This is a genomic window from Citrobacter sp. CK181 (assembly GCF_030333595.1).
In the GTDB taxonomy this organism is placed as follows: domain Bacteria; phylum Pseudomonadota; class Gammaproteobacteria; order Enterobacterales; family Enterobacteriaceae; genus Citrobacter_B; species Citrobacter_B koseri.
The window spans coordinates 13,451-34,935 of record NZ_JAOWFN010000008.1 but is presented as its reverse complement, the minus strand read 5'-3'; the positions used below and the strand labels follow the sequence as shown (position 1 = coordinate 34,935).

Below are 21,485 nucleotides of genomic sequence, written 5' to 3'. Positions count from 1 at the left end.
GTTATGTAGGCCCGGTAAGCGCTACCGGGCTTTTTTTTCAGCCAACGTAACTCATCGCCAGCCCTAAAAACAGCACCAGGCCGACGTAGTTATTGTTCATAAACGCTTTAAAACAGGCTTCACGTTCGCGCCCGACAATCAGTTTCTGCTGATACACAAACAGCGCGCCGGCCACCAGCACCGACCAGTAATACCCCCAGCCCAGCCCGTTCAGCCAGCCAATCAGCGCCATTAGCGCCAGCACCGCAATCTGCAAAATCCCGATAATAAGTTTGTCATGTCGCCCGAACAGAATGGCCGTCGATTTAATGCCGATTTTCAGATCGTCGTCCCGGTCAACCATCGCGTACTGCGTGTCGTAGGCCACCGCCCAGAGGATATTGGCCAGGAACATCAGCCAGCAGCTCAGCGGCACGGACTCACTCACCGCCGCAAACGCCATAGGAATAGACCAGCCGAACGCCGCGCCCAGCACAACCTGCGGCAAATGGGTGTAACGCTTCATGAAGGGATAGACCCACGCCAGCGCCAGCGCCGCAATCGACAGCAGAATGGTCATCGTATTCAGCGTTAATACCAGCAGGAAGGAGAGCGCTACCAGTACGACAAACAGCGTGCGCGCCTCTTTCTCCGTGACCGCCCCGCTGGGCAACGGTCGGTTGGCCGTGCGTTTCACATGTCCATCAAACTTACGATCGGCATAATCGTTGACCACGCAACCGGCGGCGCGCATTAACCAGACCCCGGCGACAAACACCGCCAGAATCCACAGTTGCGGCACTCCCGGCGTCGCTACCCACAGCGCCCATAATGTCGGCCAGAGCAGCAGTAAGGCGCCGATTGGCTTATCCGTACGCATCAGGCGGTGAAACGCCAACAGCTTATTCTGCGTCAGACTCCACTCCATTTTGTTTTCCTCTTAATACAACGGTGATGCGGGCAAAAACAGCTCGGTAAGCATCAGCGGCTTACCGCTCAGACGCAGGCGGGAACGACGCCCCCACAGTGCGGCATCACGACCAATCTCAATAAAATCTCGGGTCAACGTTGATGATGTAAACAGGTAGCGCCCTAACGGCGTTTTTCCCAGATTTTGTAAGGCCAGCTCAGGGCCGCACAACGTTGATTCAGGCACGACGGTACGCCCGGCAAGCCAGGGTTCGCCGTCTGCACATAACAAAATTTCACGTAACCAGTAGCGGGATTCGACCGGTAGCAGCGCCACCTCTTCAGCCACTTCATGTGGACCAACAAACGCTTCCCGAAGCAATGTCACGCTTACCCGTTTCCCTTCTTGCTCAAAACGTTTGGTCATGGAATCTTCCAGAAGTAACCAGTCGAGCAACCGGGAATCCAGCGCAGGAATCTCTTTAAAATAGCGCAGCGCACGCAGTTGCGTTAACGCAGGGTGTGACATGCCGTACTCTCCGTTTCATAACGTAAAGGCATTGTATCGCAGAAAAGAGATTACGGGAGGCGTAAACATAATTAAGTGATCGGTTGCGCAACAGAAGTGTAACAACTCGCATGGAATGCTAAAAAAAAGGTGCGCCAGGAGACGCACCAGTTGTTGCAAAATCAGCAATGTGGGGAGACGCTTACCCCTTGCCTTTTACACTGCTGATAAACGTGGAACGGGCAGATGTCGATCCCAGGCGTTCGGCTTCATCAAGCAGTTTCAGAGCTTTATCAACGTCACCTTTCGCTACCGCGTCCTTAATCGCATTGTTGAAGTAGCTTTCCGTGTCGTTCAGCATTGGCTCGCTTTTCTTCGCCGGGGCAGGCGCTGGCGCGGCAACGGCTGGTGCGGTATAGGCGGTCGCCGGTGCCGCAGTGTTGCCGACGGTGACAGGTCCCGGACCGGAAGAACCAAACAGCGGGCCAACCAGTACGCTGGAGCTGCTGTTGGTTTTCACTTTCAGTTTCAGCAGGCCATCAGTCGTGTGGCGCGCGATCGGATCGGGAATATCCGGGACGGCATTACCCACGCCTTTCGCATACGCTTTTGCCGGGTCAAGCAGCGTGGTGGTCTGCTGGAGATCGTTATTGGTGGTAAACACCAGAACGTACAGCTTCTGCTGGCCCAGCGCAGGCGTCAGGCGCATCACCCCTTCCAGACGATCCGCGCTCATCACGCCGGGGGCCTGGTAGGTAAAGTAGCTGCTGGGGAAATACGCTGAAGGCGTCAGGTTCTGGTCGAGAATCAGCACGTTCGGTGCAAATACGCTGATTTGTTTGTTAACTTCGCTGCTCAATGTCAGCGTGAGCTCACCGATATTCGCCGGTACGCTATACGCGGCAACCGGGCCTGTAATACCGGCGACGTCAAGCTGCTGACCACCGGTAGAAAGCTGTGTGGACTGCGTACTGGACTGGTCGACAGGCGTCCAGGTGAGTTGTTGTAGTGCGGCGGTCGGAATCGCAGGCGCTGCGCTGGTGTTTTGCGGAACATAGTTTACATCCGCCAGGCTAATGCCTGGTGCGCTTGCCAGTAACCCCGCCGATAAACAAAGGGCGACGAGACTCTTCTTCATTTTCATTGTTATCACCTCAGATAGCACGGGTTCAGCGGTGGCCAGGCAATAGCGCGCTAAACCGCGAGAAACGGTGCAGATAATGCCGGATAGCGGCTACGCCTTATCCGGCCTGCATCTCGTTACCAGGGGACTTGCGCCCCCCTCGTTATGTCACGTATTACCACCAGATTTCCATCTGGGCGCCGAAGGACCACTCATCGTTGTCGCCACGGCTGGTTGTGTTGAAGCCGGAGTTATTCGATGCGGCATAACGCAATGTGTTATCGCCATCTTTGATATAGCCCCATTTCTCATCCCACTTCGCGTAGGTTGCGAAGAGACGGATGGCCGGGCGGGACCAGATGCTGTCGCCAGCCTGCCATTGTTGCGCCAGGGTGATTTTGTACTGGTTGTTGCGATCGCCAGTCTGCTGAGATTTGACGTTGTCGTAACCGACTTCCAGCAGGGTGCTCATGATCGGCGTCCATTTGAACATCGGACGAACGCCCACGGTCCACCAGTCAGTACCCAGATCGTTATCCAGATCCTGTTTCTGGAACATACCGACGTACATCAGGTCCCAACGGTCGCCCAGAGAGATCGCCCCGTGGTCCAGAATACGCCACAGCTTACCGTTGTTATTGACGTAACGATCGACATAATGGAGCTGATCGTCGCCTTCGCCGATATCAAAAGTCGAGCCGTAAGAACCCTGAGGAATACCTTTACCCTGCGTGGTCATCGCGTCAGTGGCGTACTGAACCACAAACTTGTTGTAGCCCTTCAGCATGCTCTGGGTATGTTCAGCAGTGAACATCCAGCCGTCTTTAGATGCGCCGTCAGCCAGACGATAATCGTCAGTGGTGTTTGCACGACCATAGTCGACACCCAGTTCCAGCACGCCGTCCGGGTTCGTTTCCAGACCGGCTAAACGCACGTCGAAGACGTCGTTGGCGGTGTCTTTAGAAGAGTTGTAAATATCCTGGCTGCTGAAGGTGTAGGAACCACCGGCTTCCTGAGAGCGGGTCGCTGCCAGAGACAGTTTACCGAAGCCCAGGTCGATGTTTTCGATACCCGCACCAGGACCAGAAATATCCCAGTAGTAGAAGTCGATCATGTGAACGTCATGACGCTGATAGAAGCGCTTACCCGCCCAGATGGTGGAGCCTGGCAGCCAGTCAATCAGGTTTTTACCCTGCACGTTGGCTTCACGGAACGCCGGATCGGTTGCTTCCCAGTCATTCTGTTGCGCTACGGAGTAGGCCACGTTAGTGTCGAAATAAAAGCTCTTGTCGCCTTCTTTCCACACTTCCTGACCCAGTTTCAATTCCGCATAGGTTTCACATTCGTTACCAAGACGGTATTTACTTTGAGCGCCAGTTGCCTGGAAACATTGTTGTTCGCCGCCACTACCCGTCCAGCCGATACCGGAACGAGCATAACCATGAAAATCCACTGCCATTGCCTGAGCAGACATAACGCCTGCTGCGACGGCAACCGCCAGAGGAAGTTTGCGCAGAGTAATCATTATTCTATCTCCTGAGATCATTGCTTTTCTTTAAACGCGTCCCCCTTCGGACTGCCTCTTTGTTGGCGGTGTTTTTTCACTTGCCGCCTCGATGCATCCTCGAATGGTTTTGCGTTTTGTTTTTTAATGGGGACCTTAAACGCCCGGCTCCTTATGCAGCCGACGGCATGCGGAACCATCTTCACGGAACAGATGGCAACGCTCTGGCGGCAGACCGATAGCGAATGTGGCACCCTCTTCTACCAACACCACGTCGTTCTGGCGGTAAACCAGGTTTTGACGAATGGCGGGGATCTGGATATGAATTTGTGTTTCGTGACCAAGTTGTTCGACGACCTGAACCTCGCCTTCCAGGGTGACATCGGCGATGTCGCTGGGCAGCAGATGCTCTGGACGAATACCTAACGACATATTTGCCCCGACCTGAACGCCGTTGCTTTCTACCGGCAGCCAGACGTTCTGGCGGTTCGGCAGCTCAACCTGCACCTGCTCGATAGCGGTCGCGGTGACTTTCACCGGCAGGAAGTTCATTTTCGGGGAACCGATAAAGCCCGCGACGAAGCGATCCGCCGGATAGTGGTACAGCTCCAGCGGCTTACCGACCTGCGCCACGCGGCCGGCATCCAGCACCACGATTTTGTCGGCCAGCGTCATCGCTTCGACCTGATCGTGGGTGACGTAAATCATCGTGCGGCCCAGACGCTTATGCAGGCGGGAGATTTCGATACGCATCTGCACGCGCAGAGCGGCATCAAGGTTAGACAGCGGCTCATCAAGCAGGAACACGCGCGGTTCCGCCACCAGCGTGCGGCCTATCGCCACGCGCTGGCGCTGGCCGCCGGAGAGCGCTTTCGGCTTGCGCTCCAGCAGGTGCGCCAGTTGCAGCACTTCCGCCACCTGATTCACACGCTGATTCATCACCTCTTTTTTGGCCCCCGCCAGCTTCAAACCAAAAGACATGTTTTCTGCCACGGACAGGTGGGGGTAGAGCGCATAGGACTGGAAAACCATCCCCACGCCGCGTTCGGCGGGCGGGATGTCGTTCATACGGGCTTCCCCAATGAACAGATCTCCGCTGGTGATGGTTTCAAGTCCGGCGATCATACGCAGCAAGGTCGATTTCCCGCAGCCTGACGGTCCGACAAACACCACGAATTCCCCTTCGTGAATGTCGAGATTGATATCTTTCGATACCACCACGTCACCCCAGGCTTTCGTTACATTTCGCAGCTGTACGCTCGCCATGCCCTTCTCCCTTCGTTACAACCTGTCATCGACAGCAACATTCATGATGGCCTGACTATGCGTGATCCCTTGATTGCGTAAATCCTCCACCCCCCGGCTTTTTTATGGGGGAGGAGGCGGGAGGATGAGGGAGCCGCGTCTGAGACCCGGGCCGCGCCCCGCCGAGGAATTTCGTGATGTCACCTGCAAAAATCGCGGTGTTTTTATGTGCGCCAACACGCATTACTCACATTTATGCAACACAGATCACATAAAGAAGGGGTGGGGCGTAGGGGTAAGGAGGATGGAAAGAGGTTGTCGTATAAAGAAACTAGATACCGTTAAGCCACCTCTGTGTATCCACGAGCACATCACCAAAAAGGATGGGAGATATGAAAATCAAAACTGGCGCACGCATCCTCGCATTGTCCGCACTGACGACGATGATGTTTTCCGCCTCGGCTCTCGCCAAGATTGAAGAAGGTAAGCTGGTTATCTGGATTAACGGCGACAAAGGCTACAACGGCCTCGCTGAAGTGGGCAAAAAATTCGAACAAGACACCGGCATTAAAGTCACCGTTGAGCACCCGGACAAGCTGGAAGAGAAATTCCCTCAGGTTGCGGCCACCGGTGACGGCCCGGACATCATCTTCTGGGCGCATGACCGTTTTGGCGGCTACGCACAGTCTGGCCTGCTGGCTGAGATTACCCCGGACCAGGCGTTCCAGGACAAGCTCTATCCGTTCACCTGGGATGCGGTGCGTTACAACGGCAAGCTGATCGCCTACCCGATCGCGGTTGAAGCGCTGTCCCTGATTTACAACAAAGACCTCGTTCCGAACCCGCCGAAAACCTGGGAAGAGATCCCGGCGCTGGATAAAGAGCTGAAGGCGAAAGGTAAGAGCGCGCTGATGTTCAACCTGCAAGAACCGTACTTCACCTGGCCGCTGATTGCTGCCGATGGCGGTTACGCGTTCAAGTTTGAGAACGGTAAGTATGACGTGAAAGATGTCGGCGTAGACAGCGCAGGGGCGAAAGCCGGTCTGGGCTTCCTGGTCGATATGATCAAAAACAAACACATGAACGCCGATACCGATTACTCCATCGCGGAAGCCGCCTTTAACAAAGGCGAAACGGCGATGACCATCAACGGTCCGTGGGCGTGGTCAAACATCGACAAGAGCAAAATCAATTACGGCGTGACACTGCTGCCGACATTCAAAGGCAAACCGTCTAAACCGTTCGTTGGCGTGCTGAGCGCGGGCATTAACGCCGCCAGCCCGAACAAAGAGCTGGCGAAAGAGTTCCTCGAAAACTACCTGCTGACCGATCAGGGTCTGGACGACGTGAACAAGGACAAACCGCTGGGCGCGGTTGCGCTGAAATCCTTCCAGGATCAGTTAGCGAAAGATCCGCGTATCGCCGCCACGATGGATAACGCCCAGAAAGGCGAAATCATGCCGAACATTCCGCAGATGTCAGCCTTCTGGTATGCGGTTCGTACGGCAGTTATCAACGCTGCCAGCGGTCGTCAGACTGTCGACGCCGCGCTGAAAGACGCGCAGGGCCGTATCACCAAGTAATGTTCAGGTCGTGTGCCGGATGGCGGCATCAATGCCTTCTCCGGCCTACAGAGCAGGTAGGCCGGAGAAGCGCAGCGCCATCAGGCACGCTGACCTACAGGATTTCAAAGTTGTAGAGGAAGATCCCCATGGATGTCATTAAAAAGAAACATTGGTGGCAAAGCGACGCGCTGAAGTGGTCAGCGATTGGTCTGCTGGGCCTGCTGGTGGGTTACCTTGTAGTTTTAATGTACGCACAAGGGGAGTACCTGTTTGCCATCATGACGCTGATTTTAAGCTCTGCTGGCCTGTATATTTTCGCGAATCGTAAAACCTATGCCTGGCGCTATGTTTATCCGGGCATGGCCGGTATGGGACTGTTTGTCCTGTTCCCGCTGGTCTGCACTATCGCCATCGCCTTTACCAACTACAGCAGCACCAACCAGCTCACCTTTGAACGCGCCCAGCAGGTGCTGATGGATCGTTCTTATCAGGCGGGCAAAACCTATAACTTTGGCCTGTATCCGGCGGGTGACGAGTGGCAACTGGCCCTCACCGACGGCGAAACCGGCAAGAATTATCTCTCCGACGCCTTTAAATTCGGCGGCGAACAAAAACTGCAACTGAAAGAGGCTGACGCGCTGCCGACCGGTGAACGCGCCAACCTGCGCATCATCACCCAAAATCGTCAGGCGCTGAACCAGCTTACCGCCGTTTTGCCCGATGAAAGCAAGGTCATCATGAGCTCGCTGCGCCAGTTTTCCGGCACCCAGCCGCTCTATACCCTCGCCAGCGACGGCACGCTGACAAATAACCAGAGCGGCGTGGCGTATCGGCCAAACAACGATATTGGCTACTATCAGGCCATCAACGCGGACGGCAACTGGGGCGACGAAAAACTGAGCCCAGGCTACACCGTGACCATCGGCTGGGACAATTTCTTCCGCGTCTTTACTGACGAGGGCATCCAGAAACCGTTCTTCGCGATCTTCGTCTGGACCGTGGTGTTCTCAGTTCTCACCGTGCTGCTGACCGTGGCGGTTGGGATGGTGCTGGCCTGCCTCGTACAGTGGGAAGCGCTGAAAGGTAAAGCGATTTACCGCGTGCTGCTGATTCTGCCGTATGCGGTGCCGTCGTTCATCTCAATTCTGATCTTCAAAGGTTTGTTCAACCAGAGCTTTGGTGAGATCAACATGATGCTGAGCGCGCTGTTTGGCCTCAAACCGGCCTGGTTCAGCGACCCGAACACCGCCCGCACGATGGTCATTATCGTCAACACCTGGCTGGGCTATCCGTACATGATGATCCTCTGCATGGGCCTGCTGAAAGCGATTCCAGACGATCTGTACGAAGCCTCGGCAATGGACGGCGCGGGGCCGTTCCAGAACTTCTTTAAGATTACATTCCCGCTGCTGATTAAGCCGCTGACGCCGCTGATGATCGCCAGCTTTGCCTTTAACTTTAACAACTTCGTACTGATTCAGCTTCTGACTAACGGCGGCCCGGACCGCCTCGGCACCACTACGCCAGCCGGTTATACCGACCTGCTCGTGAGCTACACCTACCGCATCGCCTTTGAAGGCGGCGGGGGCCAGGACTTCGGTCTGGCGGCCGCGATCGCCACGCTGATCTTCCTGCTGGTCGGCGCGCTGGCCATCGTGAACCTGAAAGCCACGCGTATGAAGTTTGATTAAGGGAGATAACAACAATGGCAATGGTTCAACCCAAATCTCAAAAGCTGCGTCTCTTCATCACGCACTTAGGGCTGCTGATTTTTATCGCGGCAATCATGTTCCCGCTGCTGATGGTCGTCGCCATTTCGCTGCGTGAAGGCAACTTCGCAACCGGGAGCCTGATCCCGGAACGCATCTCCTGGGAGCACTGGCGGCTGGCATTGGGCTTCAGCGTGGAACACGCTGATGGCCGTGTCACGCCGCCCCCCTTCCCGGTTCTGTTATGGCTGTGGAACTCGATCAAAGTCGCGGCGATCACCGCCATTGGCATCGTGGCGCTCTCTACGACCTGCGCTTACGCGTTTGCCCGTATGCGCTTTCCCGGCAAAGCGACGTTGCTCAAAGGGATGCTGATTTTCCAGATGTTCCCGGCGGTGCTGTCACTGGTGGCGTTGTACGCGTTGTTCGACCGTCTCGGCCAGTACATTCCGTTTATCGGTCTGAATACCCACGGCGGGGTGATTTTCGCTTACCTGGGCGGAATTGCGCTGCACGTCTGGACGATTAAAGGCTATTTCGAAACCATCGACGGTTCGCTGGAAGAAGCGGCGGCGCTGGATGGCGCGACGCCGTGGCAGGCTTTCCGCCTGGTGCTGCTGCCGCTCTCGGTGCCGATTCTGGCGGTGGTCTTTATTCTGTCGTTCATTGCCGCCATCACTGAAGTTCCTGTCGCCTCGCTGTTACTGCGTGATGTAAACAGCTATACCCTGGCGGTAGGTATGCAGCAGTACCTCAACCCGCAAAACTATCTGTGGGGCGATTTTGCCGCCGCAGCCGTGTTGTCCGCCATCCCGATCACGCTGGTGTTCTTGCTGGCCCAGCGTTGGCTGGTCAACGGCCTGACGGCAGGCGGTGTGAAAGGCTAAGTTTCATTGATGTACCTGCCCGGAAACGGGCAATGCCACTGCAACCCTCAACTTATATTATCCCAACTTGTGACTGTTCTTCGGCGCTCCTCGGAGCGCCATTTTTTATTCCCGTTTTAGCCGTTTCGAATTACATAACCACAGGGTGATCACCAATAACAGGATCGCCGCAGAGTAGATCAGCACATCCATCGGCGATTTATGATCGACGATGATCAGCCGCACAATCGCGGTGATCCCGATATAGACAAAGTAGCGTAGCGGGAAATGAAAACCTGACTGGAAATACTTCACAATCAACGCAATAAACTCAAAGTAGAGAAAGTAGACCACCAGCCCTTCCACCAGCTCGTATTTGCTGGTTTGCTCCGGCGCGAACAGCACATCCGCCAGATGTAAGGTCTCTTTACCGAGGAAAACGACCAGGATCAGGCCCAGACTTAACAGCCCAAGATTCAGCACGGTCTGTAGGATCGTGGAGATAAACTCCACGCGTGGACGAGATAGTGACGTCATAGCAGCCCCCTCTTTCTCAGTAGCAAGGTTCCTGTATAACGCAAAAATGTGACGGAGATCTATATTTTTTGTTTATGTTTTGTGCAGCAAAGGTCAGCGGAGAATGATCTCTGTCACGGCATGTTTCAAAGAGAAGGGAAAATGCAGTTAAAACACGCTACCGTCCGCAACGTCACCTGCGGTGAAAATGTGGTGATTTATGAGCCCGCAAACCTGTACGACTGCCAGCTTGGCGACAATGTTTTCATCGGACCTTTTGTCGAAATACAGGGCAATACACAGATTGGCGCAAACACAAAAATTCAGTCCCATACGTTTGTTTGCGAATATGTCACGATTGGACGCGATTGCTTTATCGGCCACGGCGTAATGTTCGCTAACGACATGTTTCGTGAAGGAAAGCCTGACCCGAACAGGCAGAACTGGGGGCGAATTGAGATCGGCAGCAATGTTTCCATCGGCAGCGGCGCGACCATCCTGGCCGTCAGCATTTGCGACGGCACAGTGATCGGCGCGGGAAGCGTGGTCACTAAATCGATCACCGAGAAAGGCGTATATGCCGGAAACCCGGCAAAATTATTGCGTCGCCTGTAAATTGCCGGATGGCGGCGTAAACGCCTTATCCGGCCTACAATGAATGCGGTTTGTAGGCCGGATAAGCGTAGCGCCATCCGGCTGGCAAACGGCTCGATCAGCGGAAATTCACGTTGCGGTCGCTGGTCATATCGTACAGACCAAACTTCCGGCCAAGCTGCTGACCGCCATCACGCGTCAGCGGCGTCCAGCCAATCGCTGCGCGGCTGCGGGTTGGGCTGGACGAGAAGAGATCCAACGGCACCGACACGTACACGCCTTTGGTGAAATCCCCTTCCCCGTACTCGTCCGGCGACACATCGGTGATCGTGGCATAGCCGCCAACCACCACGCCGCTGTCAAAGCGTTTCGCGATTTCCAGCGTACCGCCCTTGTCGCCAGCCAGATATTGACCGACGCTCGCTTTCACCAGCACATCCTGCGCGAACGACGGCGTCCAGTAGGCGGTCAAGTGGCCGGTTTTCACGCTGTAATCGGTGAATTTCATCATATCCTGCGCGCTACGCCAGTCACGCTGTTTCACGTAGTTAGCGTCAAGACCAAACGCCCAGTTGCTGTCGACCGGGCGATACAGCACTTCCGCCCCTGCGCCGCCGTACATGGTCTCCAGATAACCGCCGTAAACCTGGCCGTAGAAACCGTTGCCAAGGTACTGGAAGTAGTTGGCTTGCAGGTTATTCACATAGATATCGTTCTGCACATATTCGCGCACATGGGTACGCACACGCGGAAGATGCGAATCGTTCGGTGGGTTGGTGTAGTTAAATTTGTCGTAGTTGTTGGCGATATTGGCAAACAGACTGCCGGTGGTAAGCAGATGATCCGTTACCCACAGATCCGCCGTCCCCATCACGCCAAGCTGGTACATATAGAAATTTTCCGGGCCGCCGACAGACTGGTTCAACACCGGATCGATATGGAAATCAAAGCGCGATTTATCGATATACCAACCCTGCTCGGTTGTTTCCGGCACGATCGGCTCCACACGTTTTTGCGCCAGTGGGGTCTCGTGTCCTAATGGCTCGCCTTCCAGATGGCGTTTCAGGCTGGCGACATCGGTTTCCGTAGTGACCTGCGGCATATTGAGACGGTTTTCCGTCACGCGGATCGTGCGAACCCCTTCTGGCAGATCGTTCATGACGATCCGATTCGCGCGTTCGATCCCTTCCCGCGAATCACGGTATTTCACCTGCTCGCCGGTGACGTACAGCGTATCGCCTTTCACCTGAATTTTAGGGTCCGCCAGTCCGGCGTTGTATTTCAGCAGCGTCAACTGGTTAGCGACGACCGAGTGTTGCAGGATGGCGTCCTGCGGCTCAGGCTGATATTTCGGTCGCGCGTTATCGTTATACGATGGGCGCAAATCGTTGAAGTTTGTCCGCAGCGTCACGCCAAACATAAAGGTGTTGCCGCGTTCATAGCTGAGGTTAACGTCGGCCCAATCGGTGACGCGGTAAATGGCGCCGACGTTAAACTTGCTCTTCTGCTCCAGCTTACCCGCGAAATCCTGCTGATAATTGTTGCCTTCATACTCCAGTTTCAGGCGCAGCGGCTGCCAGGGCGTTTGATACTCCACCCCGCCAAACAGCGACGCTGGCCCATGGAACATATCGCTGCCGTTGACGGAACCGGCCTGTTTATAACTGTTATCGCGGTGACAGAATTTATCGCTGTATGAGCAAAACGGATTGCTCACGTTGCCGCTGGTGCCCAGATAACCCCAGCCAAGACCGAGCGAGAAATCAAACGGCCCCCAGGCTTTGTTCGCCACGATGTATTCCGCATCGAACAGCCCCGTCCCGCCGATATCCCTTGCGCCGACCGCCACCTGCGGCATCCAGTAGCTCTCTTCCCATAACCGCAGTTTCAGGTCGAAGGCTTTGTCTTTGTAGGTCTGGTTGCCGGAAAACGACTCCACGCTGCTGTATTGTCTGGTACGCACGTCGGTATAGCGCAGCGTGGTTTCCAGCCACGGGAACAACTGTATCGACGCGGAGTAGTAGCGATACTGATCGTTATCACGATAGTTCAGGCTCATCTCCCCTTCCCGCGCCATTCGCGCCGTTGGCGTTTGCAGCAGCCCCACGCCGCCGAAGTCAGATTGTGACGGCCCAATGGGGGCCGGATATGTTTCGGCATGGCAGGCTGCGCTGATGCCCAGCGCCAGTAAGCTGAGCAGATGTGTTTTTTTCATTATTCGGGTATCCGCTGCGTCAGAGTACGAAGAATGTCGGCGTTAAGCGCATCCGGCGTGTTGCTCCATAGAGAATCCGTAAGACCGACAAAAATGATGCTGCCTGGCATCGGCTCAACGTGACGCTTGTTCCAGTAAGCGACCGGCGCTTTCTGCGTGCGTCCGTCGGGATAGACAACCCACGCATAGCTGCGATCCGCCCCGCTGAGCAGGCTTTGCTCATCAAGGTAGCTGGCCACGTCCCGCCCCGGGCTGAAGGGCCGTTTACCCGGCTGGCTAACCAATCCAAACAGCGTGATATCCGTCGGCTGCCCGCCGACCCACAGCGTGTAATGGCCCTGCAACGGCGGATTGCCCCGTTCGCTGACGCGTACGGTATCCGGGTCAAGGTTAACGAGCTGTCTGCCGGTCACTTTTAACATCTGCACCTGCTGGCGCAGCGTATTGATTGCGGCGGCGTCATCGCCGCTTTTCTCTGCGCCAAACGCAGCCAGGCGGCCCAATAATTCCTGCTGCTGGCGCTGCGCCGTGGCGGTAGCCCGCTCTTCGCTGATAACCGCGCCAGGCCACCAGCTGTTCGCCAGTCTCGGCTGCCCGACCAGATCGATCAGATGTTCCGCGCCGGTGAGCGTCTTCGGTTCAGTGCTGCCTGCGGCAAACACCTTCACGGTGCCTGCGGCAAAAGATGAGGAAGCGCACAAACTCAGGGCCAGCGCTGCAATGGTCTGTTTCATCATTGTTTTGCCGCCTTAATGAGCGTGGTTTTCACCGGGAAGTAGTCCGCCCCCAGATACTGTTCCGACTGGCGGATTTGCCCTTCGCTGTCGATCCAGTAGCGGTTATGCCAGCGCGCCTGGTCGGTTGTAACCTCTTCATCCAGTACGCGAACGGCGGTTACATCGCTACCGACCTTAATGCTGTCAGTGCCATCCCATTTGAAGACCGAGCGGGCGGTGGCGTAACGCACCTGTTTATGTTCCGTCCAGCCCATCGTGCGCGTCCACGTTGCGCCATCTACGATTTGTGCCGGTCTGGCCAATGGGTCAGCCGCCAGATTGTTCACACCGATCTGATTGTCGCCGCCGAGCAGGGTTTTAATCAGGCGGCCATGCTGGGTCACGATGGTGGCCTGATCCTGCGTCACCCATTTCTGCTGCCCGTTCTCTGCGAAAGCGAGCACCACAAACAGCTGCGGCCCGCCATTGAGCTGCATGTACTGGCTGGCATAAGGCATGTTTTGAATGTCATCGTCCGTCAGTTGTACGCCCGGCGTACCGAACAGACTGTCCCACAGCGAATTACCCAGACCTTTAGTGGTGGCTGAGCAAGCCTGTAACAGCAGGCAAATGATGATAATTCCAGGTCGCTTCACGACTCTTCTCCGCATTATTGCCGGGTGGCCCCGGCCAGGAAGTCACACAGGTTCAGGCAAGCTAAAATAACCACACCGAAGTGTGGTTATGATTAAACGTACCGGTGTTACTGGGTACTGGTGGTTGTGGTGGTAGTGGTTCCGGTATTAGAACCATCGCCACCGCCGGTCGCCGCCAGAGCGACGCCCACCGCCGAGCTTACGGTGCTGACGCTGGTCGCGGAGGAACTTCCCGCGGATACCGACGTCGCCGCCGACCCTGCTGCTTCACCCACCTGAACGGGGGCGGCCCAGACAGAAGTCGCCGCAAGCGCAGATATGGCAAAAATGCCATACAGAGCTTTTTTCATCACAATATCCCTTCATTGAATGAATGGAGATTTACCCGAAAAACGATTCAGGCGGGATCGAGTATACACAACTAAAGCATGTGGATTGCGACAGGTCTAAATAGCGAGGCGGTTTTAGGATAATTAAACTTTTGGCTGGAATGGCACTTATATTATAATTAAATATCCTTTAAAAACATTACATTAAAATAAAACAATGCAATATTTATTATCCGTATACTCTGAAAATAACACCGAGTAACTTACGGGTTATTCATTATTTTAGGATTAAGCTCAATATAAATTTTTGCGGAATAGCACAGACAACCGGAATTATCTTATAAAAAAGCCGATAATAATATCGGCTCTAATTACAGATATATCACTTTTCTGCCGGATGGCGGCGGAACGCCTTATCCGGCCTACAGGACGCGCCGTTTGTAGGCCCGGTAAGCCTGGCGCCACCGGGCGTTACGCCATCAGGCACGCCATGCTTTATAACGGTTAATCAGACCGTTAGTTGAACTGTCATGGCTGGAAATCGCTTTATCATCACCCAGTTCCGGCAGGATACGGTTAGCCAGCTGTTTACCCAGCTCAACGCCCCACTGATCGAAGGTGAAGATGTTCAGGATCGCGCCCTGAGTGAAGATTTTGTGCTCATACAGCGCAATCAACGCCCCCAGGCTAAACGGCGTAATTTCACGCAGTAGGATGGAGTTCGTCGGGCGGTTGCCTTCGAACACTTTGAACGGCACCACATGCTCAAGCTGAGACGGATCTTTCCCCTGATCGCGATATTCCTGCTCAACCACCTCGCGGGATTTGCCGAACGCCAGCGCTTCGGTCTGAGCGAAGAAGTTAGACAGCAGTTTCTGATGGTGATCGGACAACGGGTTATGGGTTATCGCTGGGGCGATAAAGTCGCAAGGCACCATCTTCGTCCCCTGGTGAATCAGCTGGTAGAACGCGTGCTGGCCGTTGGTGCCCGGCTCACCCCAGATGATTGGGCCAGTCTGGTAGTCTACGGCATTGCCGTTACGGTCAACATACTTGCCGTTGGACTCCATATTGCCCTGCTGGAAGTAGGCCGCAAAACGGTGCATATACTGGTCGTACGGCAGAATCGCTTCGGTTTCTGCGCCAAAGAAGTTGTTGTACCAGATACCGATCAGCGCCAGCAGCACCGGCAGGTTTTTCTCAGCCGGTGTTGTGGAGAAGTGTTTATCCATCGCATGCGCGCCGGACAGCAGTTCAACGAAGTTGTCAAAGCCGACAGACAGGATGATAGACAGGCCAATCGCCGACCACAGAGAGTAACGACCGCCGACCCAGTCCCAGAATTCGAACATGTTGGCGATGTCGATACCAAACTCACCCACCGCTTTCGCATTGGTGGAAAGCGCCGCAAAGTGTTTCGCGACGTGTTTTTCATCATTTGCGGTGCTCAGGAACCAGTCGCGCGCGCTGTGGGCGTTGGTCATAGTTTCCTGCGTTGTGAAGGTTTTAGACGCCACCAGGAACAGGGTGGTTTCCGGGTTTACTTTCTTCAGCACTTCGGCGATGTGGGTGCCATCGACGTTAGACACAAAGTGCATATTCAGATGGTTTTTGTACGGGCGCAGCGCTTCAGTCACCATGAACGGCCCCAGGTCGGAACCACCGATACCGATGTTGACCACGTCAGTGATCGCTTTACCGGTGTAACCTTTCCATTGACCTGAAATAATCGCTTCAGAGAAGGCTTTCATCTTCTCCAGCACCGCATTCACTTCCGGCATTACATCTTTGCCGTCAACGATAATCGGGGTATTGCTACGGTTACGCAGCGCAACGTGCAGCACGGCACGGTCTTCGGTACGGTTGATTTTTTCGCCAGAGAACATGGACTTAATCGCACCGGCCAGATCGGTCTCTTTCGCCAGATCCTGCAATTTCGCCAGCGTCTCTTCGGTGATGCGGTTTTTGGAGAAATCCACCAGCATCAAATCGTCAAACGTCGCGGAAAATCGGGTAAAACGGTCGCTATCTTTCGCGAAAAGATCCGCGATAGTAACGTCCTTCATGTCGTCGTAGTGTTTTTGTAGTGCCTGCCAGGCAGAAGTCTGCGTCGGATTGATGTTTTTCATTAGCAATACTCTTCTGATTTGAGAATTGTGACTGAGATCGATTGTAACGCCAGTCACAAAAAAGTGTGATTGTTTTAGTGCCGTTAGCCCGAACGCGAATCAAACGCGGATAAAAAGCAGCAAAAAGTATAGTCGTTATAAGCACTGTTACTGAGGGCTAAGACAGCATAAAAAATCCGCATAATCCCGGCGTTGACAGTCCCAGCCACACATTTTATTTATAAATACGGTATTTGCGCCTGCACCGGTTTCTGTTCTGCCCTTGTGCCATGGTCGCTTTTTTCATTCCCTGACACGAGGTTGATATGACAACTGCTGTTTCCCCGCTCGTCGTCGCCAAATTTGGCGGAACCAGCGTCGCCGATTTTGACGCCATGAACCGTAGTGCCGACGTGGTGCTTTCCGATGCTAACGCACGCTTAGTGGTGCTTTCCGCCTCTGCGGGCGTCACCAATCTGCTGGTAGCGCTGGCAGAAGGGCTGGAACCGCCAGAGCGCTTCGAAAAACTCGACGCCATCCGTAAAATTCAGTTCGATATTCTGGAGCGTCTGCGTTACCCGAACGTTATCCGCGAAGAGATCGAGCGTCTGCTGGAAAACATTACCACGCTTGCCGAAGCAGCTTCACTGGCGACGTCAATGGCCCTGACCGACGAGCTGGTGAGTCACGGCGAGCTGATGTCCACCCTGCTGTTTGTGGAGATCCTGCGCGAGCGCAATATTCAGGCGCAGTGGTTTGACGTGCGTAAGGTGATGCGCACCAGCGATCGTTTTGGCCGCGCGGAACCGGATATCGCAGCGCTGTCGGAACTGGCCACGCTACAGCTTGCCCCACGCCTGGCAGAGGGTCTGGTCATCACCCAGGGCTTTATCGGCAGCGAAAGCAAAGGCCGCACAACGACGCTGGGACGCGGCGGCAGCGACTACACGGCAGCGCTGCTTGCAGAAGCACTGCACGCGGCGCGCGTCGATATCTGGACGGATGTGCCGGGTATCTACACCACCGACCCGCGCGTGGTGCCTGCCGCGCAGCGTATCGATGAAATCGCCTTTGAAGAAGCGGCGGAAATGGCGACCTTTGGCGCGAAGGTGCTGCACCCTGCAACGCTGCTGCCCGCCGTACGCAGTGATATCCCGGTTTTCGTCGGCTCCAGTAAAGATCCAAAAGCGGGCGGGACGCTGGTATGCAATAAAACCCAAAACCCACCGCTCTTCCGCGCGCTGGCGCTGCGTCGCAAACAGACGCTGTTAACGCTGCACAGCCTGAATATGCTGCATTCGCGTGGTTTCCTGGCGGAAGTGTTCGGCATTCTGGCGCGGCACAATATCTCCGTAGATTTAATCACCACCTCGGAAGTGAGCGTGGCGCTGACGCTGGATACCACCGGTTCCACTTCAACGGGCGACACGCTGCTGACGCAGTCTTTGCTGATGGAGCTTTCCGCGCTATGCCGGGTAGAAGTGGAAGAAAATCTCGCGCTGGTCGCGCTGATTGGCAACGATCTGTCTAAAGCCTGCGGCGTCGGTAAAGAGGTGTTCGGCGTACTGGAGCCGTTCAACATCCGCATGATTTGCTATGGCGCATCCAGCCATAACCTCTGTTTCCTGGTGCCTGGCACCGAAGCGGAGCAGGTCGTGCAGAAGCTTCATCATAATTTGTTTGAATAAAATTTCCTCACGCGATAAATAATACCTATAGCCGGGCTCGAACCCGGCTTTTTTATAACTAAACAACACGACAATACTGCAAGGAATTTATTATGTTATCCGTTATCACCCGGCTGTTCCCGTTGTGGGCGCTGCTGCTCTCTGTTATTGCGTATTACACGCCATCGACCTTCACCCCCATTGGCTCGTGGGTGACTACGCTACTGATGCTGATTATGTTCGGCATGGGCGTACACCTTAAGCTCGACGACTTTAAACGCGTGCTTTCCCGCCCGGCGCCTGTCGCTGCCGGTATTTTCCTGCATTATCTGGTGATGCCGCTCGCCGCCTGGCTACTGGCGATACTGTTTAACATGCCGCCGGACCTCTCTGCCGGGATGGTACTGGTGGGCAGCGTCGCCAGCGGAACGGCATCTAACGTCATGATCTATCTGGCGAAAGGGGATGTGGCGCTTTCGGTTACTATCTCATCGGTTTCCACGCTGGTTGGCGTGGTCGCGACACCGCTGCTGACGCGCCTGTATGTGGATGCGCATATTCAGGTGGATGTGATGGGGATGCTGCTCAGCATTTTACAGATCGTCGTGGTTCCAATCGCGCTTGGGCTGGTCATTCACCACCTGTTTCCTCGCGTGGTAAAAACCGTGGAGCCTTATCTGCCTGCGTTCTCAATGGTGTGCATTCTGGCGATCATCAGCGCAGTGGTGGCCGGTTCCGCCTCGCATATCGCATCCGTTGGTTTTGTGGTGATTGTGGCGGTGATCCTGCACAACACCATTGGTCTGCTCGGCGGTTACTGGGGCGGTCGCCTGTTTGGCTTTGATGAGTCCACCTGCCGCACGCTGGCGATTGAAGTTGGAATGCAGAACTCCGGCCTTGCGGCGGCGCTCGGTAAAATTTACTTCTCTCCGCTGGCCGCGCTCCCCGGCGCGCTGTTCTCGGTCTGGCATAACCTCTCCGGCTCACTGCTGGCCGGTTACTGGTCAGGCAAGCCGATTGCCGAGAAGCCGCGTGATAGGGTGAAGGTGTAGACCTGATAAGCGTAGCGCCATCAGGCGCAATCCGTGCACGTCGCCGGATGGTGGCTAACGCCTTATCCGGCCTACACAGCCTCTGCACTTTGCCGTACACTGGGTTATCTGACTGACCGAGGGTACATTTATGGCACTCCCACACATCACCCAAAAAGAGATGACCGAGCGCGAGCAGCGTGAACTGAAAACGCTGCTCGACCGCGCGCGCATTGCACATGGCCGTCCGCTCACGAATGCGGAAACCAACAGCGTGAAAAAGGAGTACATTGATAAGTTAATGGCGCTGCGCGAAGCAGAGGCCAAAAAAGCCCGCCAGTTGAAGAAAAAGCAGGCTTATAAACCAGATACTGAGGCGTCGTTTTCCTGGTCGGCCAATACGCCGACGCGCGGCAGACGTTAACGCCCTTTCTTCTTCCGCCCCGGCGAGGTAAAGCGTTTTCCGTTTGACGCCGGGCGCGCTTTCTCGTTGGTTTTTTCGATTTTCACCACCGGACGCTTAATGCCCGCCGTTTTCGGCTTCGCTTTCGCCTTCGACGTCGGTTTGGCTTCTGATGAAGAGTTTTCGATCAGCTTAAACAGAGCGATGAGTTCGTCATCCGTCAGATCCCGCCACTCGCCGGGCGGCAGACCGGATAAACTCACGTTCATAATGCGCGTGCGTTCGAGTTTCGTCACTTCATAGCCAAAGTGCTCGCACATGCGGCGGATCTGGCGGTTCAGCCCCTGAATCAGGGTAATGCGGAAAACAAACGGCGCTTCCTTCTTCACCTTGCACTTTTTGGTCACCGTGCCGAGGATCGGGACGCCTGCGCCCATACCACGAATAAAGTCATCCGTTACTGGCTTATCAACCGTGACCAGATACTCTTTCTCGTGATCGTTACCGGCACGGAGGATTTTGTTGACCAGATCGCCGTGATTGGTAAGAAAGATAAGCCCCTGGGAGTCTTTATCCAGGCGGCCAATCGGGAAAATACGTTTGCTGTGGTTCACGAAATCCACGATGTTATCGCGTTCGCTGTCTTCCGTGGTACTGACAATCCCTACCGGCTTGTTCAGCGCGATAAAGACCAGATCTTCCGCTTCGCGCGGCTCAATCAACCGACCATTCACCTTCACCACGTCGCCAGGCATCACCTGATCGCCAATGGTGGCGCGTTTGCCATTAATGAAGACATTCCCTTGTTCAATGTAGCGATCCGCCTCGCGACGCGAGCAAATTCCGCTTTCACTGATGTATTTATTTAATCGGACAGATGAGTCGGGCAGCATAAATTCTCCTGTAAAAGCGAAATATACCGCACCTTGCGGTCAGGGAAAAAGCGTCGAATGACAGGAGTGCGGCTCACCGCTGCTCATAAAGTCGATGACATCACGAAATCCCCCTGCGAGACGCGTTCCAGAATATCGATAACCACATCGTGAGCCACATCAGCAAGCGGTAAGATGAGCGGTGGTAGCATCACGGATGTTTTTACTTTTTGATTACTGGAGATGTCATGGAACTGCTGTTATTGAGTAACTCCACTCTGCCGGGAAAAGCCTGGCTGGAACACGCGCTGCCGCTGGTGGCGGAACAACTGCATGGCCGCCGTTCAGCGGTGTTTCTCCCGTTTGCTGGCGTCACGCAAACCTGGGACGATTACACAGCGAAAACCGCCGCAGTCCTTGCGCCGCTCGGCGTTTCAGTGACCGGTATTCATAGCGTTGCCGACCCGGTCGCAGCGATTGCCGATGCGGAAGTGGTGATTGTCGGCGGTGGGAACACTTTCCAGTTGCTAAAAGAGAGCCGTGAACGTGGGCTGCTGGCACCCATCGTGGCTGCCGTTAAGCGTGGCGCGTTGTATATCGGCTGGAGCGCGGGCGCGAACCTTGCCTGTCCGACTATTCGCACCACCAACGATATGCCGATCGTTGACCCACAAGGATTTGATGCGCTGGGTCTGTTCCCGTTGCAGATTAACCCGCACTTCACTAACGCGTTGCCGGAAGGCCACAAAGGCGAAACCCGCGAACAGCGTATTCGCGAGCTGCTGGTGGTCGCGCCGGAGTTAACGGTGATTGGCCTGCCGGAAGGCAACTGGATTCAGGTGAGTAAGGGGCTGGCGACGCTCGGCGGCCCGAACACGACGTATGTGTTCAACGCGGGTGAAGAAGCGGTTCCTCTTAAAGCCGGTCATCGCTTCTGATCGTCGCCATGTAGAATGTAAAATGCCTGATG

General features: G+C 55.1%; 20 protein-coding genes and 1 pseudogene. 8 read left to right on the top strand and 13 right to left on the bottom strand.

From position 1 onward, the window contains the following. Positions 1 to 37 precede the first annotated feature (37 nt). From ubiA to malK, 5 genes are all read right to left on the bottom strand, one after another. Positions 38 to 907, bottom strand: coding sequence for a 4-hydroxybenzoate octaprenyltransferase (gene ubiA / locus OGW17_RS03510; protein ID WP_012134645.1), 870 nt, complete (start codon positions 905 to 907; stop codon positions 38 to 40). Between the two features lie 12 nt (positions 908 to 919). After that, the gene (gene ubiC / locus OGW17_RS03505; RefSeq protein ID WP_012134646.1) at positions 920 to 1,417 is read right to left on the bottom strand and encodes a chorismate lyase; all 498 of its coding nucleotides are present in this window, start codon (positions 1,415 to 1,417) and stop codon (positions 920 to 922) included. Between the two features lie 181 nt (positions 1,418 to 1,598). Beyond that, a complete protein-coding gene (malM, locus tag OGW17_RS03500; RefSeq protein WP_071257666.1) occupies positions 1,599 to 2,540 on the bottom strand; it encodes a maltose operon protein MalM in 942 nt (313 codons plus the stop codon). 154 nt (positions 2,541 to 2,694) lie between these two features. After that, positions 2,695 to 4,047: a maltoporin gene (locus OGW17_RS03495; protein WP_024130837.1), complete on the bottom strand. Its 1,353-nt coding sequence runs from the start codon at positions 4,045 to 4,047 to the stop codon at positions 2,695 to 2,697. 132 nt (positions 4,048 to 4,179) lie between these two features. Further along, entirely contained in the window at positions 4,180 to 5,289 is a 1,110-nt protein-coding gene (gene malK, locus OGW17_RS03490; RefSeq protein WP_012134650.1) for a maltose/maltodextrin ABC transporter ATP-binding protein MalK, read from the bottom strand. 371 nt (positions 5,290 to 5,660) lie between these two features. Between malK and malE the strand changes: the two genes are divergently transcribed. From malE to malG, 3 genes are all read left to right on the top strand, one after another. Beyond that, a complete protein-coding gene (gene malE / locus OGW17_RS03485; RefSeq protein ID WP_024130838.1) occupies positions 5,661 to 6,851 on the top strand; it encodes a maltose/maltodextrin ABC transporter substrate-binding protein MalE in 1,191 nt (396 codons plus the stop codon). Positions 6,852 to 6,979: 128 nt separating this feature from the next. Continuing rightward, entirely contained in the window at positions 6,980 to 8,524 is a 1,545-nt protein-coding gene (gene malF, locus OGW17_RS03480) for a maltose ABC transporter permease MalF (protein ID WP_071257663.1), read from the top strand. 14 nt (positions 8,525 to 8,538) lie between these two features. Further along, positions 8,539 to 9,429 carry a maltose ABC transporter permease MalG gene (gene malG / locus OGW17_RS03475; RefSeq protein WP_012134654.1) on the top strand — a complete coding sequence of 297 codons (891 nt, stop codon included), beginning with the start codon at positions 8,539 to 8,541 and terminating at the stop codon, positions 9,427 to 9,429. Positions 9,430 to 9,534: 105 nt separating this feature from the next. Here the strand turns inward: malG and psiE are convergent, their stop codons facing one another. After that, the gene (psiE, locus tag OGW17_RS03470; protein ID WP_012907714.1) at positions 9,535 to 9,945 is read right to left on the bottom strand and encodes a phosphate-starvation-inducible protein PsiE; all 411 of its coding nucleotides are present in this window, start codon (positions 9,943 to 9,945) and stop codon (positions 9,535 to 9,537) included. Between the two features lie 141 nt (positions 9,946 to 10,086). On the opposite strand from psiE, the gene OGW17_RS03465 reads away from it, so the two are divergent. Further along, on the top strand, positions 10,087 to 10,539 hold the full coding sequence (locus OGW17_RS03465) for an acyltransferase (protein ID WP_024130839.1): 453 nt from the start codon (positions 10,087 to 10,089) through the stop codon (positions 10,537 to 10,539). On the opposite strand, the pseudogene OGW17_RS03460 reads toward OGW17_RS03465, so the two are convergent. The 6 genes and pseudogenes from OGW17_RS03460 to pgi all read right to left on the bottom strand — a co-directional run. Beyond that, a pseudogene (locus OGW17_RS03460) lies at positions 10,522 to 10,620 on the bottom strand (hypothetical protein); the annotation flags it as partial. The gene OGW17_RS03465 and the pseudogene OGW17_RS03460 sit on opposite strands and share 18 nt — an antisense overlap. Positions 10,621 to 10,636: 16 nt before the next feature. After that, positions 10,637 to 12,733 (bottom strand): YjbH domain-containing protein, encoded by a 2,097-nt coding sequence (locus OGW17_RS03455; protein ID WP_071257660.1) that lies wholly within the window; start codon positions 12,731 to 12,733, stop codon positions 10,637 to 10,639. Further along, positions 12,733 to 13,470: a capsule biosynthesis GfcC family protein gene (locus tag OGW17_RS03450; protein ID WP_071257659.1), complete on the bottom strand. Its 738-nt coding sequence runs from the start codon at positions 13,468 to 13,470 to the stop codon at positions 12,733 to 12,735. The genes OGW17_RS03455 and OGW17_RS03450 overlap by 1 nt, the downstream gene beginning before the upstream one ends. Next, positions 13,467 to 14,105 (bottom strand): YjbF family lipoprotein, encoded by a 639-nt coding sequence (locus tag OGW17_RS03445; protein WP_071257658.1) that lies wholly within the window; start codon positions 14,103 to 14,105, stop codon positions 13,467 to 13,469. Before OGW17_RS03445 ends, OGW17_RS03450 begins: the two co-directional genes overlap by 4 nt. Before the next feature lie 107 nt (positions 14,106 to 14,212). Further along, positions 14,213 to 14,455 carry an exopolysaccharide production protein YjbE gene (gene yjbE, locus OGW17_RS03440; protein WP_012134661.1) on the bottom strand — a complete coding sequence of 81 codons (243 nt, stop codon included), beginning with the start codon at positions 14,453 to 14,455 and terminating at the stop codon, positions 14,213 to 14,215. 458 nt (positions 14,456 to 14,913) lie between these two features. Beyond that, on the bottom strand, positions 14,914 to 16,563 hold the full coding sequence (gene pgi / locus OGW17_RS03435; RefSeq protein ID WP_071257656.1) for a glucose-6-phosphate isomerase: 1,650 nt from the start codon (positions 16,561 to 16,563) through the stop codon (positions 14,914 to 14,916). A gap of 305 nt (positions 16,564 to 16,868) precedes the next feature. Here pgi and lysC point away from each other — a divergent pair, with 305 nt between their 5' ends. The 3 genes from lysC to OGW17_RS03420 all read left to right on the top strand — a co-directional run bounded on the left by lysC (position 16,869) and on the right by OGW17_RS03420 (position 19,664). Further along, entirely contained in the window at positions 16,869 to 18,230 is a 1,362-nt protein-coding gene (lysC, locus tag OGW17_RS03430; RefSeq protein WP_012134664.1) for a lysine-sensitive aspartokinase 3, read from the top strand. A 92-nt stretch (positions 18,231 to 18,322) separates the two neighbouring features. Then, positions 18,323 to 19,261: a ketopantoate/pantoate/pantothenate transporter PanS gene (gene panS / locus OGW17_RS03425; RefSeq protein WP_047459702.1), complete on the top strand. Its 939-nt coding sequence runs from the start codon at positions 18,323 to 18,325 to the stop codon at positions 19,259 to 19,261. A gap of 130 nt (positions 19,262 to 19,391) precedes the next feature. Further along, positions 19,392 to 19,664, top strand: coding sequence for a YjbD family protein (locus OGW17_RS03420; protein WP_071257654.1), 273 nt, complete (start codon positions 19,392 to 19,394; stop codon positions 19,662 to 19,664). Here the strand turns inward: OGW17_RS03420 and rluF are convergent. After that, the gene (gene rluF / locus OGW17_RS03415; protein ID WP_012134668.1) at positions 19,661 to 20,536 is read right to left on the bottom strand and encodes a 23S rRNA pseudouridine(2604) synthase RluF; all 876 of its coding nucleotides are present in this window, start codon (positions 20,534 to 20,536) and stop codon (positions 19,661 to 19,663) included. The two genes, OGW17_RS03420 and rluF, sit on opposite strands and share 4 nt — an antisense overlap. Before the next feature lie 227 nt (positions 20,537 to 20,763). Here rluF and pepE point away from each other — a divergent pair, with 227 nt between their 5' ends. Then, positions 20,764 to 21,453: a dipeptidase PepE gene (gene pepE, locus OGW17_RS03410; RefSeq protein ID WP_071257653.1), complete on the top strand. Its 690-nt coding sequence runs from the start codon at positions 20,764 to 20,766 to the stop codon at positions 21,451 to 21,453. Positions 21,454 to 21,485 lie beyond the last annotated feature (32 nt).